This is a genomic window from Streptomyces sp. ME02-8801-2C (genome assembly GCF_033793965.1).
GTDB lineage: Bacteria > Actinomycetota > Actinomycetes > Streptomycetales > Streptomycetaceae > Streptomyces.
In genome coordinates this window covers 57,906-71,012 of sequence record NZ_JARAXP010000011.1, presented here as the reverse complement: position 1 = coordinate 71,012, position 13,107 = coordinate 57,906, and the positions used below count along the sequence as shown (strand labels likewise).

Sequence of the window (13,107 nt, the reverse complement as noted above, 5' to 3'; positions counted from 1 at the left end):
GGCATCAAACAACGAGCCCGGGATGTCCGCCCGCACCGAGCGCCCCGGCCGTACTCCCCACGCCACCCGCCTGCCGGACCCCCGTTCCGGGGTGCCCGACGTCCGCCCGAGGAGACAACGGTGAGCGCAACCGACCTTCCAGAAGTCCGCCGGCACATCGAGCGGCTCACCGCCGAGGGGATCGACGTGGTCCGGGTGGTGTATCCCGACCTCATCGGCACCGACCGCGCCCGTGACGTGCTCGTCGACGAGTTGCCGCGGGCCTGCGAACACGGGCTCGCCTTCTGCCGGGCCGTCTACCACACCAGCCCGCAGGGCGACGTCGTCCCGGTCAGCGGCGGCCTGGACGCGGGCCTGCCCGACGTCTGCGTACGGCCCGATCTCTCCACCCTGATCGCCCTGCCCTGGGAGCCCGGCGTCGCGGTCTGCCTCGGGGACGTCGTCGACCCGGCGACCGGCTCACCGGCGCCCGAATCGCCCCGCGATCTGCTCCGCGCGGTCCTCGACCGCTGTGCCGAGCACGGGCTGCGGCCCGTCGTCGGGCCCGAACTGGAGTACTTCCTGTGCGACCCCGCGCCGGGGGGCGCGAGCGGCTGGCAGCGGTACAACCGGGAGCCGGGTGCCGTCTACACGGCCGGTCTGCGCGCCGACCCCGACAACCATCTCCTGCGAACCCTGCGCCACGTACGCGATCTGAACCTCGGCGTGCTCAGCGGCAACCACGAGTTCGACGGCGGGCAGTTCGAGATCAACCTGCTGCACTCGGAGGCCATGTCGGCGGCCGACCGCGCCTTCCGTTTCAAGGCGGCGGTCAAGGAGCTGGCCCGCAGGGAGGGCCGCCTCGCCACGTTCATGGCGAAGCCCTTCAACGACGCGGGCGGCTCCGGCTTCCACCTCCATCTGTCCTGCGACTCACCGTCCGAGGGGGACGACGGCGGGCGCAACCTCTTCGACGACCCCTCGGGCCCGTACGGGCTCTCCGCCACGGCACGGCACGCGGCGGCCGGTCTCCTCGCCCACGCGCCCGCCCTGGCCGCGCTGCTCAACCCGACCGTCAACTCGTACAAGCGCTTCGGCCCCGACACCCTCGCGCCCTGGCTGATCGACTGGGGGCTCGACAACCGCAGCGCCATGGTCCGGGTCCCGCCGGAGCGCGGGTCCGGTGCCCGGCTCGAACTGCGGCTCGGCGACGCCAGCGCCAACCCGTATCTCGCGATCGCGGGTGCCGTGGCCGCCGTGCTGCTCGGTGTGCTGGCCGGTGCGGAGCCGTCGGCGCCGCTGGAGGGCTACGGCTACGACACGGACAGGTCCGCCGTGCTGCCGATGAGTCTGCCGGCCGCCCTCGACGCCCTGGAGGCGGACACCGCGCTCACCGAGGTGCTCGGCAAGGACTTCGTCACCTCGTTCCTCGCGTACAAGCGCAACGAGGTCGAGCGCTTCGGGCGGCATGTCACGGACTGGGAGTTCACCGAGTACGCGTACCACCTCTGATCCCCCTCCGATCGACCCAGCCTCCGACCGCCCCCGCCCCCGATCTCCTCCGCACGACCTCCCGGAGCCTTCGATGACCGAGACCCTCCCCTCCCCCGCCGCCCACGAGCCGCTCCCCCTCGCCGCCGTCGACCTCGCCGACCTCGACAACTTCACCGACGGGGTGACGCCCTGGCGGATGTTCCACACCCTGCGCCACGAGGACCCCGTGCACTGGCAGCCGGAGGAGGCGCCCAACTCCGGTTTCTGGGCGGTGACCCGGCACGCGGACATCGCGCGCGTCGACCGTGACGCGGAGACATTCACCTCCACCAGGTTCGTCAACCTCGAGGAGGTCGACGAGGACCAGATCAAGAAGCGGGCGTCCATCCTGGAGCTCGACGGGGTGCGGCACCGGGCCCTGCGCAGTGTGATCCAGCGGCAGTTCGGCGCCGGTGTCATCAACAGCTACACGGACTTCCTGCGCGGGCTCACCGCGCAGACCCTGGACGCGGCGCTGGCGAAGGGGAGTTTCGACTTCGTCAAGGAGGTGTCCGCCGACTTCCCCATCAACGTCCTGGCCCGGCTGCTCGACGTCCCGCCGGAGGACAACCAGCAGCTCATCGACTGGGGCAACCGGATCATCGGCAACACCGATCCCGACTACGCCGACGTACTGCTGCACAGCGCGGAGAGCGAGAAGTACCGGGATCTGCCCTTCCGTTCCCCCGCATCCCTCGAAGTCTTCGAGTACGGACGGGAGTTGGCCCGACAGCGACGCGGCGGTGAGGGTACGGACCTCGTCTCCAAGCTCGTCAACACCATCCCGCGCGACGGAGTGCCGCTGTCCGCGCAGGACTTCGACAACTACTTCCTGCTTCTCGTGGTCGCCGGCAACGAGACGACCCGGCACACCATCACCCACTCCATGCTGGCCCTCCTCGAGCATCCCGAGCAGCTCGCCCGGCTGCGGGACGACCCTTCCCTGATCCCGACGGCGGTCGAGGAGTTCCTGCGCTGGGCCTCCCCCGTCTACCACTTCCGGCGCACCGCGACCCGTGACGTCGAACTGGGCGGCAAGCAGCTCAGGGAGGGCGACAAGGTCGTCATGTGGTTCGCCTCCGGCAACCGCGACGAGACGGTCTTCGGCAATCCGTACGACTTCGACGTCACCCGCGCGGACAACGACCACGTCACCTTCGGCAAGGGCAGTCCTCACCTGTGCCTGGGCAATCTGCTGGCCCGCACCGAGATCCGGATCATGTTCGAGGAGCTGATCCCGCGCCTCGCGGACATCCGGCTGGTGGGAGACGTCCCCAGGGTGCGCTCGAACTTCGTCAACGGGATCAAGAAGCTGCCGGTGGAGGTCACCCTCGCGTGAACCGTCGACCGGACACGGAGTGCACTCCGTTCCCCGTCCGAAGCGCACTGAGTGCCATCAGCGTCCCTCTGATGCTAGTTTCCCGTTCATGACCAAACCGCCCATGCGGGACGCCCTGGTCGCGGCGGCCTTCCAGTTGTTCCTGGAGCGGGGCTACGAGCAGACGACCGTGGACGACATCGTGGCGCTGGCCGGGGTCGGGCGGCGGTCCTTCTTCCGCTACTTCCCCTCGAAGGAGGACGTGGTCTTCCCCGACCACGAGCGGTGCCTGGCCGACATGACGGCCTACCTCGCCGACAGCGCCGAGGACGTGGAACCGGTCGGGCGGGTCTGCGCCGCCGCCCGCATGGTGCTGCTCATGTACGCGGAGAGCCCGGCCTTCTCCGTCCAGCGCTACCGCCTCACCAAGAAGGTCCCGGGGCTGCGCGCCTCCGAGCTGTCGGTGGTCTGGCGGTACGAGCGCGCCCTGGCCGCGTATCTGCGCGGGCGTTTCGCGGGCCGGCCCGACGGGACGCTGCAGGCCGACGTGATCGCGGCGGCCGTCGTCGCGGCCCACAACAACGCGCTGCGCTCCTGGCTGCGCTCGGACGGGGAGGGCGACGCGACGACGGCCTTCGACCATGCCCTCGACTATGTGCGGGCCGCGTTCGGCACCCCGCCCGCGTCCCCCGGCCGCGACGAGCCCGAGGACGTGGTGGTCGTCGTCTCCCGGCGCGGGGCACCCATGTGGCGGGTCGTGCAGGAGATCGAGTCCGCTCTCACGACTCCGTCCGGCCAGTCCGGTCCGTCCGAAAATTGAGGGTACGCAGTGCCTTTACGCATGACACTGAGTGCCATACGCTGAGGCTGTGCGCGGTGGCACGGCGAACCGCGCGCTTCGGAGCAGGCCGAGCGCAGGGAGACGACACCGTGTACCACTCACTAGGCGCCACTCGTCCGATGCCCGGCGGCTCCGCCACCGGCCTGCTCGACGCTCCGGACGACACGAACGCCCTGGTCTTCCAGCGCTGCGGCTGGTGCGGCACCGCGATGTACCACCGGCTGCTGTGCCCGGTCTGCGCGGGCAGCGATCTGCGTACGGAGCGCAGCGAGGGCGCGGGCACCGTCCGGCACGCCACGGTCGTCAACCGGAACACTCCGGCCGCGCGCAATGTGTCGCTGGTCGAGATGGCCGAGGGCTTCGTCGTACGCGGCCGGGTGATGGGCCCGGCAGCCGGCATCCACAGCGGGGACCGGGTCCGGCTGTCCACCGCGAAGGACCCCGTACGCGGTGAGCCGGTGTTCCAGCTCCTGGACGAGCCGTACCGCGCCTGGCTCTGACCCTCGGTCCCGCCCCGCCTTCGCCAACCCCCGTACCACGCACCCTCATTGATACTCCTCCACAGGCAACCCACAGGTCTCCGATCCCGTCCTCCGGGGCGAGTGGGGCCGTCGGGCGACCGGGGCTCCTGAGCAAGGGCCAGGAGGAGGAGACCATTGCTACGTGCCCGGCGAATATGGGTCACCGCTGCGGCGGTACTCGCGGTGGTGGCGGGATCACCATATGGGGCGCAGGCGCAGCAGCCGACCCGGTCCGCGGCGGCGGCCGACGAACAGCTGCCCTCGGGCTGGACGTTCACCGGTGCCGGTGAGCAGCGGCAGCTCGTATGGCGTTCCGACAGTCCGGTACCCATGGGTGACGCGCGCGTCGAGTTCTACGCGGGCGACCGGCTGCTCGGCCGGCCCTCGGCCGCCAAGGACGGCAGAACCTACCGGCTTCCGGTGGAAGACGCGCTGAAGGCCGGTGGTCTCAAGGGGGCCAGGGCGTTCGAGGACCTCCAAGTGCACGCCGGCGGGCGCCGGTTGGACGCGGCCGCACCGGGGACGGCTGCGGGCGCACGACGCGCGCCCGTCACTCTGCCCGCCCTCGAACCGGCAGGCGCGGTCGACCCCGGCAAGCCGGGCTCGTACCGTACGGTCTCGGGCGAGTACACGCTCAACTCGGTGAAACTGCCCGAGATGCGCGTGCCGGTGGAGATGAAGGCCGTGGTGGTCGCGCCGACCGGGACCACCGGCCGCAGGCCTCTCGCGCTGTTCCTGCACGGACGCCACTCCACCTGCTACAAGCCCGGCAGCGACGACATCAGCGGCGAGTGGCCGTGCCCGGCCGGCGAGAAGCAGATACCGAGCTACCGGGGTTATCTGCGCGACCAGAAACTCCTGGCCTCGCAGGGATATGTGACGGTGTCGATCTCCGCCAACGGCATCAACGCCCAGGACGGGCCGCTCGAGGACGCCGGGGCCCAGGCCCGCTCCTCCCTCGTACGGCAGCATCTCGCCCACTGGGCCCAGTGGGCGGCGAACCGGCCCTCGGCGCCCGCGATCGTGCGCGGCGCACCGCCGGCGGACCTCTCGCGGGTGCTCCTGGTGGGTCACTCGCGGGGCGGCGAGGGCGTGAACCGCGCCGCGATGGACAGCCTGTACCGGCCGCCGGCCGATCAGGACGGGTACCACGGGCCGGTGCGCTGGAACATCCGGGGCACGGTCCTCATCGGCCCGACGATCTTCGGGCAGAACCCGGTCGCCGATGTGCCGTCGATGACGATCCTCCCGGGCTGTGACGGCGATGTGTCCGATCTGCAGGGCGAGGTGGCCGTGGACGGCACCCGTGGGATCAGCCGCGGTGCCGCCCTGCACAGCGCGGTGTACGTGATCGGCGCCAACCACAACTACTTCAACACCGAGTGGACGCCGGGGCAGGCACAGGCACCGGCGGACGACGACTTCGGGTCGGACCCGGACGAGCGTGACCCGGTGTGCGACGTGGGCACCAGGATCCGGCTGACCCCCGACCAGCAGCACAGGGCGGGCTCCTCCTACATCGCGGCGGCGGCCAGGCTGTTCGTCGCGGGCGACGACCGGGTGCGTCCGCTGCTCGACGGCTCCGGCCGGCGGGCTCCGTCCGCCGACCCGGCGCGTGTCCTCACGCACGCGGTGGGCGGGAACCGTTCGGCCGGCATCCTGCCGGACGGCGCGGTGACCGTGCAGGGCGGCGGCGGGCGGCTCTGCTCGGCGGTGGACGACCGTGCCTCGGTCAGGTGTCTCGCCCCGGAGGCAGGTCAGTCCCCGCACTTCGCGAGCTGGATGCCGCCGCGGGAGGTGGGCCGCCGGGCGGTCACCTTCAAGTGGTCGCAGCCGGGTGGCGCGGTGCGGGTCACTCCTGGCCGGCCGGTCTCCCTCGGCGGCGCCAAGGCTCTCGCCCTGCGCGTCTTCGTGCCGCCCAACACCACCGGTACTCAGCTCGACGTGTCCGTCACCGACACCGCCGGCAAGCACGCCACGCTCGGCCGGGTCCGCGTCGACGGGCTGCCCGGCAGCCCGCGGACGGCCTCGTACTGGGCGCGGGAGGTCCGCGTACCGCTGTCCGCCGCCGCCCGGGCCGGGGTCGACCTGCGCAAGGTACGGAGCGTGGAGCTGACTCCGCGCAGCCGTGCGGGGCAGGCCTGGCTGATCGACACCTGGGGCTGGCGCCCCGGCACCCCGGCGGTACGCGCCGCCGCGCTGCCGCGAGTGGACATCGGACGGCTCACCGTGAAGGAGGGCGACTCCGGCTCCCGCACCTACCGGGTGCCGGTCCGGCTCGCCGGTCGGGGCAGTGGCACGGTCCGGGTGTACGTCCTGCCCGCCGGGTCGGAGACCATGACGAGCCGACTGGTGACGGTCCGTCCGGGCCAGCACGGCATCGACGTGCCGGTGACGGTCAAGGGCGACACCCTCTACGACTACGAGTCCTGGATGTACGTGATGGTGAAGGCGGTGCGCGGCACGGTCATCGGCTCGTACACCGGCGGGGTGACCGTCACGAACGACGACCCCAAGCCCAAGGTCACCGTCACCCCGGTCGCGGACCGGGTCACCGAGGGGCAGCGGCTCACCTGGCGCGGGACCCTGTCGGCGCCGTCCCGCACCGAGATGAACGCGATCCTGGAGATCCTGCCGGTCACCGGTGGCACGGAACTGTCCACCACGGACGTCGACCCGGCGTGGCTGATGGACGTGTCCGGTGAGTCACCGCTGCCGTCGCGGCCGTTGTCCTCGATCGACGGGCTCGCTCTGTGGGGGACCGTCCCGCCGGGCTCGCTGAGCGCGGAGGTGAGTGTCCCGACGGTCGCGGACGGCGTGGCCGAGCCCGCCAGGACGCTGCGGTTGCGGCAGATCGAGTACGACGACGAGACCGGGGACCCGATCCCGGGTCCGGAGTTCACCGGAACGGTGCTTGACGCGTCGTAGGGTGTGAACTCCCTTGCTCGTGGCCGAAGGTGGGACCGCTGCCCCTGCGGGGCGGATCCCACCTTCGGCTGTTTCTAGACGAGGGTGATCCGGATGCCGACCGTGCCCGACTTTCCGCGCCGCAGCCGGCTGCCGAGCAGGGTGAGCCGGCCCAGCACGCTGTACTTGCGGGCGATGAGCTGCCGGTAGACGTCCGTCGCGGGCTGGTCGAGGATCATAGCCGTGGCGGGGACCGAGTTGCCGGTCGGGTTGCCACGGGCGTCGCAGGGGCCGACGAGGATGTCCGCCCGGTTGCGGATCCGCTTCACCTTCCAGGCGTCCGCCGCCGACCAGGCGCCGAGGGCGTCCCCGTCCCGCACCACCCAGACCGGGGTGGCGACGGACGTGCCGTTCTTGCGGAAGCTGGTGATCAGCAGGTATTTGCCCGCGCCGAGCCGGTCCAGGTTGCTGGTGTCGTCCATGAGCGGGAGTGTAGGCGCCGGTACTTCACCCGCCGCCCGGCGCCCTCCTCTCTCGCCCGCTCTCACCACCGGGGCAGCCGCCGCTCGTACTCCGGGCGGATCCGCCGCATGTACCCGGTGTCGTCGCGGTCCCGTATACCGGATGCGAGGTAGCGGCGGTGGGCCCGGTCCAGGGCGGCGGGGTCCAGTTCGACGCCCAGTCCGGGGCCGGTCGGTACCTTCACCGCTCCGTCGCGGACCTCGATGGCGCCGGGGACGATCACGTCGTCGGCCGAGTTCCACGGGTAGTGCGTGTCGCAGGAGTGCGCGAGGTTGGGGATGGCGGCGCCGACATGGGTCATGGCGGCGAGGCTGATGCCCAGGTGTGAGTTGGAGTGCATGGACAACTCGATGCCGAACGCCTCGCAGACCGCGGCGAGTTCACGGGTCCGGCGCAGCCCGCCCCAGTAGTGGTGGTCGGTGAGGAGCACCTGGATCGCGTTCTGTTCGACGGCGGGACGCAGGTGCTCCCAGGCGATCACGCACATGTTGGTGGCGAGCGGCATCGGCGCGTCCCTGGCGACCTCGGCCATGCCGGGGATGGTGGCTGTCGGGTCCTCCAAGTACTCGATGACACCGTCGAGTTCACGGGCGACGTACTTCGAGGTCTCCACCGTCCAGGCCGTGTTGGGGTCGAGACGCAGGGGCTGCCCGGGGAAGGCCTCGGCGAGTGCCCTCATCGCGGCGATCTCCTCGTCGGGCGGGAAGACACCGCCCTTGAGCTTGAACGAGGTGAATCCGTACCGCTGTCGCATCAGCCGGGCCTGTTCGACGATCCCGGCCGGATCGAGGGCCTCGCCCCATTCGTCGCCGATGGCCTCGCGGCCGTCGAGGGCGGGGTGCTGGGCCCACTTGTAGAAGAGATACGCGGCGAAGGGTACGGCGTCCCGGACCCTGCCGCCGAGCAGGTCGCTGACCGGGCGGCCGAGCAGCTTGCCCTGGGCGTCGAGACAGGCCACCTCGACGGCCGAGGTGGCCCAGCCGCGGTCGTGGGACCGGGGCACGGTCGGCGCCAGGACGGCGTCGATCGCGGCGGCGACGGCGGTCGTGTCGAAGACGTCCATGCCGACGACGGCCTTCGCGGCCTGCTGGAGCCGTTCGAGGCGGGCACTGCCGCCCGGCGACTCGCCGAGGCCCACCGTGCCGTCCTCCAGGACGAGTTGAAGGATGCAGCGCAGGGCGAGCGGTTCGTGCACCCCGTCGGCGTTCAGCAGCGGCGGGTCGCCGAACGCGATGGGGGTGACGACGAGTTCGCGGATACGGGTGCCGGTACCGGCCCCGGTGCCAGTCGTGTTCGTACTCCTGCCGGTCATGCGCGGACCGCCTCCAGACCGTGGTCGATGAGTTTCGCCAACCGGGCCACGTGGTCCGGCGTCGGGTCGAGCAGGGGTGCCCTCACGCCGCCGACGTCCAGGCCCCGGAGGGTGACGCCGGCCTTGATCAGCGACACCGAGTATCCCGGTACCTCGTCACGGAGTTCGACCAGCGGCCCGTAGAACTCGTCGAGGAGCCTGGTGACCAGCAGCTCGTCGCCCTCGGCCAGCGCGCGGTGGAACGCGGTGGCGATCTCCGGGGCGAAGGCGAACACGGCGGACGAGTACAGGTCGACGCCGACGCCCCGGTAGGCACCGGCCGTCATCTCCGCGGTCGGCAGGCCGTTGAAGAAGGCGAAGTCGTCGCCGCCGGGCAGCGCCCGTACCGTACGCACGATGCGGTGCATGTGTTCGAGGTCGCCGAGGCCGTCCTTGAGGCCCACGACGCCGGGCAGGGCGGCGATGTCGGCGGCCGTGGCCTCGGTGAGGCGGGCGGTGCCGCGCTGGTAGAAGATCACCGGCAGCCCGGCGGCCGACGCCACCTCGCGGGTGTACCGCACGAGCCCCTGCTGCGGTGCGGTCACCAGGTACGGCGGCAGCAGCAGGATGCCGTCGGCGCCGGCCTCCCGGACTCGGGCGGCCTGGTCGAGGGCGACCGGTACCGGGCCGCCCGCGGCGGCCAGTACGGGGACACGTCCGGCGGTCGTGGCGACCGCGATCCGCGTCGCCTCCTCGATCTCGGCGGGCGTCAGCGCGTGGAACTCGCCGGTGCCGCAGGCGACGAACACCCCGCCCGCACCGGCCGCGACGCCGGCCTCGATGTGCTGGGCGAGGCGTTCCCCGTCCAGCGTTCCGTCCGCCCGGAAGGGCGTGACCGGGAAGAACAGCACTCCTTGGAACTTCATGTCTCTCTCAGACGTGGGGGGCGGGGGAATGTCAGCCCTTGGTGGCACCGGCGGCGATACCGGTGACCAGCGAGCGCTGCAGCAGCAGATAGACGATCAGGCTGGGTACGAGGGCGATGACCGCGCCCGCCAGCACCACCCCGGAGCCGACCTCGGGGTCGGTGCGCAGGACGGACAGGGCGACGGTCACGGTGTAGTCGGTGGGGTCCTTGGCGGCGATCAGCGGCAGCAGGTACTGGTCCCAGATCATGATGAAGCCGAGGACACCGGCCACACCGAGCGCCGGCTTGCACAGCGGCAGCACGATCTGCCACAGCATGCGCAGCTCGCCGACGCCGTCGAGGCGGGCGGCCTCCTCGATCTCGTCGGGGATGTCCTTCATGAACTCGGTCAGCATCATCACCGAGAAGCCCCAGGCGCCCAGCGGCAGGATGACGCCCCACACGGTGCCCTTGAGGTCGAGGTGGACCACCGGGACGTCGCCGAGGACCAGGGACAGCGGGATCGCGATGACCTCCTCGGGAAGCATCATCGTCAGCATGAACAGGGTCAGGATGAGCGCCTGGCCGCGGAAGCGGTGCCTGGCCAGCGCGTATGCGGCGAGGGTGCAGACCACGAGCTGGAGGAGCAGTCCGCCGCCGGCTATGACGAGCGAGTTGGTGAAGTAGTCCCAGATGCCGCGTTCGCCGGCCACCGTGAAGTTCAGCAGCGTGCTGTCGTGCGGCAGGAAGGAGAGGGAGGAGCCGCTGGCGTTCTTGGTGAAGGCACCCGAGAGGATCGCGAGGAAGGGCGCGGCGAAGACGGCCAGGGCGATCGCGCAGAGCAGGATCCGCAGGGCCCAGGCGGTGCCCGGCCTGTCGTTCCAGCCGAGGGCGGTGTCGAAGCGGGCCGGTGTGGTCCGCTGTGACTTGCCGGATCGCTTCCCCGGCGTCTTCGGTGCGATCGTGCGGACGGAGTCGATGACGGGGGCGCTCATCGCACATCTCCCCTCTTGCGGACGTAGTTGACCGTGACGGTGAGCAGCAGCGTCACGCAGAGCAGCACCACGGAGGCCGCGGATGCGCCGCCGATGTCGTTGCGGGTGAAGCCGAGGGTGTACGCGCGGGTCATCCAGACCTCGGTGGACCCGGCGGGGCCGCCGCCGGTGAGGACGTAGACCTCGGTGAACACGCGCAGTCCGCGGATCGCCGCGAGGGTGAGGACGATGCCGAGGGCGGGGCGGATCGCCGGCAGGGTGACGTACCGCAGCCGCTGCCAGAGGGAGACTCCGTCCATCGCGGCGGCCTCGTACAGCGAGCGGTCGACGCCCGCGAGGCCCGCCATGATGATCACCATGTTGTAGGGGGCCCAGATCCAGATGCCCATGGCCATCGTCGACCACAGTGCGATGCCGGGGTTGTCGAGGAACTGGACGGGGCCGAGCCCGAAGAAGCCGAGGCCACTGTTGATGAGGCCGTCGGAGGTCGGGTAGTACATCAGCCGCCACAGCTCGCCGACGACCGCGGTGGCGGTGACGGCGGGCAGGAAGACGGCGGTGCGCACGATCTTCAGCGAGCGGGCCTGGCCCTCCAGGAGCAGGGCGAGAAGGAAGCCGAGGAGGATGGCGCCGAGGGACTGGCCGAGGCCGAGGACCAGGGTGTGGCCGATGGCGTCCTGGAAGCGGTGGTCGGTCAGGACCCGGGTGTAGTTGTCGAGGCCGGTCCACTTGTCGCCGAGGAAGGGCCGGACGTCGAAGAAGCTGAGCCAGACGCCTTTGGCCATCGGCCAGAACTTGAAGACGAGGGCGAGCAGCAGGCCAGGGGCGAGGAACAGCCACGGCACCAGGGACTTCTTGGTGGGGCGCCGGCCTCCGCGCGCCGCGGGGGTGGTCACGGTAGCGGTCATTTCAGCAGGTCCTGGTCCTTGAGGTCACCGGCGAGGGTCTCGTTGAGCTCCCGCAGCTGGGAGGGGACGTCACCGCCGCAGTACGTGAAGATCGAGTTGAGCGCGTCGGCGGTGTCCTGCTTGATGGGGGCGAAGTCCGGCGCGTTCGGGAACTGCTGCGAGGCGTCCTCGTACGCCTTCTGCACCACGCTCCAGCGGGGGTCGTCGCGGACCGTGGCGGCGTCCAGCGTGGAGTTCACGGGGATGCGGACGACGGGCTGGTTCTCGCCGGTCATGGCGATCTTCTGGCCCTCGGGGCTGATGAGGAACGCGGCGAGTGCCTGCTCCTGCCGCGTCTTTCCGGTCTTCGCGCCGAAGTAGACGTTCTCGCCGTCGGCCAGCACGTCGCCGCCGGCCGGGCCCGCGGGGGCGGGGACGACCTCGTACTTGTCCTTGCCGGGGGTCTGGTCGAAGGTGGTGATGTTGTAGGGGCCGGTCATGTACATCCCGGCGTTGCCGTCCTGGAAGTTGGTGGCGGTGGAGGTGATGGCGGTCAGGGCGCCGGGCTGGGTGACAGCGTTGTCACCGCAGAAGAGGTTGTCCTTCATCCAGGTCACGGTGTTGACGGCGGCGGGCGAGTCCATGGCCGGCTTGTAGATGCCCTTGCCGTCCGGCTCGACGATCTTCGCGCCGCCCTGCCAGAGGAAACTGGCGCCCCACCAGGCGGCGTAGCCGTTCTGTGCGCTGCCGGGGACGACCATGCCGTAGGTGTCCGCCTTGCCGTCGCCGTCCGGGTCGCGGGTGGCGAAGGCCTTGGCGACGGTGAGCATCTCCTGCCAGGTGGTGGGCGCCTGGAGGCCGAGTTTCCGGAGCCAGTCCGTGCGGATCATCAGGGTCTGGGCCTGGCGGGAGTAGGGGATGCCGTAGTGCTTTCCGTCGATGCCCACGGTCGAGGACCATGACTTGGCGGTGATCTGGTCGTGGCCCTCGATCGAGTCGGGGTCGATTGCCTTGAGCAGTCCCTGACTCTGGTAACTGCCCATCAGCGCGGTGTCGTTGATCATGACGTCCGGCAGGTCCCTGGTGGACGCGCGGCTCTGCAACTGCTGGTCGAAGTTGATGACCGGCTGGTAGTCGATCTTGATCCCGGTCTTCTTGGTGAAAGCGGCGAACACCCGTCCATAGGTGGCGGCTGCGTCCGGGTTGCTGCGGGTCCACACCTCGAGGGAGTTCGGGTCACTGTCGGCACTGTCGGAACCGGCTCCGCAGGCGGACGTTGCGAACGCGAGCCCCGCGGTGACGAGCCCGGCGGCCAGGCGGCGACTTCGTCGGCGATCGCCCATGGAAGTTCTCCGTTCATATTCGTGAACGTCTTTCACGAATCTAAATGATCGCTGTAAGCTACG

Annotated in this window: 11 protein-coding genes; 5 read left to right on the top strand and 6 right to left on the bottom strand. The window is 70.7% G+C overall.

Annotation, left to right across the window (positions count from 1 at the left end; all coding sequences use genetic code 11):
* Positions 1 to 120 precede the first annotated feature (120 nt).
* The 5 genes from PV396_RS31410 (at position 121) to PV396_RS31390 (ending at position 7,120) form a co-directional block, all read left to right on the top strand.
* Positions 121 to 1,491 (top strand): glutamine synthetase family protein, encoded by a 1,371-nt coding sequence (locus PV396_RS31410; protein WP_319210400.1) that lies wholly within the window; start codon positions 121 to 123, stop codon positions 1,489 to 1,491.
* Between the two features lie 73 nt (positions 1,492 to 1,564).
* Positions 1,565 to 2,851 carry a cytochrome P450 gene (locus tag PV396_RS31405; RefSeq protein WP_319210399.1) on the top strand — a complete coding sequence of 429 codons (1,287 nt, stop codon included), beginning with the start codon at positions 1,565 to 1,567 and terminating at the stop codon, positions 2,849 to 2,851.
* Between the two features lie 103 nt (positions 2,852 to 2,954).
* Positions 2,955 to 3,650: a TetR family transcriptional regulator gene (locus PV396_RS31400; protein ID WP_319210643.1), complete on the top strand. Its 696-nt coding sequence runs from the start codon at positions 2,955 to 2,957 to the stop codon at positions 3,648 to 3,650.
* Positions 3,651 to 3,790: 140 nt separating this feature from the next.
* Positions 3,791 to 4,171 (top strand): Zn-ribbon domain-containing OB-fold protein, encoded by a 381-nt coding sequence (locus tag PV396_RS31395; RefSeq protein ID WP_319210641.1) that lies wholly within the window; start codon positions 3,791 to 3,793, stop codon positions 4,169 to 4,171.
* A 156-nt stretch (positions 4,172 to 4,327) separates the two neighbouring features.
* Entirely contained in the window at positions 4,328 to 7,120 is a 2,793-nt protein-coding gene (locus tag PV396_RS31390) for a hypothetical protein (protein ID WP_319210398.1), read from the top strand.
* 74 nt (positions 7,121 to 7,194) lie between these two features.
* Here PV396_RS31390 and PV396_RS31385 read toward each other — a convergent pair whose 3' ends face one another.
* From PV396_RS31385 to PV396_RS31360, 6 genes are all read right to left on the bottom strand, one after another.
* Positions 7,195 to 7,581, bottom strand: coding sequence for a PPOX class F420-dependent oxidoreductase (locus PV396_RS31385; protein WP_319210397.1), 387 nt, complete (start codon positions 7,579 to 7,581; stop codon positions 7,195 to 7,197).
* A 62-nt stretch (positions 7,582 to 7,643) separates the two neighbouring features.
* Positions 7,644 to 8,933, bottom strand: coding sequence for a glucarate dehydratase family protein (locus PV396_RS31380; protein ID WP_319210396.1), 1,290 nt, complete (start codon positions 8,931 to 8,933; stop codon positions 7,644 to 7,646).
* Positions 8,930 to 9,838, bottom strand: coding sequence for a 5-dehydro-4-deoxyglucarate dehydratase (locus tag PV396_RS31375; protein ID WP_319210395.1), 909 nt, complete (start codon positions 9,836 to 9,838; stop codon positions 8,930 to 8,932). The genes PV396_RS31380 and PV396_RS31375 overlap by 4 nt, the downstream gene beginning before the upstream one ends.
* Before the next feature lie 31 nt (positions 9,839 to 9,869).
* On the bottom strand, positions 9,870 to 10,814 hold the full coding sequence (locus PV396_RS31370) for a carbohydrate ABC transporter permease (protein WP_319210394.1): 945 nt from the start codon (positions 10,812 to 10,814) through the stop codon (positions 9,870 to 9,872).
* Entirely contained in the window at positions 10,811 to 11,722 is a 912-nt protein-coding gene (locus PV396_RS31365) for a sugar ABC transporter permease (RefSeq protein WP_319210393.1), read from the bottom strand. The genes PV396_RS31370 and PV396_RS31365 overlap by 4 nt, the downstream gene beginning before the upstream one ends.
* Positions 11,719 to 13,044 (bottom strand): extracellular solute-binding protein, encoded by a 1,326-nt coding sequence (locus PV396_RS31360; RefSeq protein ID WP_319210392.1) that lies wholly within the window; start codon positions 13,042 to 13,044, stop codon positions 11,719 to 11,721. Before PV396_RS31360 ends, PV396_RS31365 begins: the two co-directional genes overlap by 4 nt.
* Positions 13,045 to 13,107: the final 63 nt, after the last annotated feature.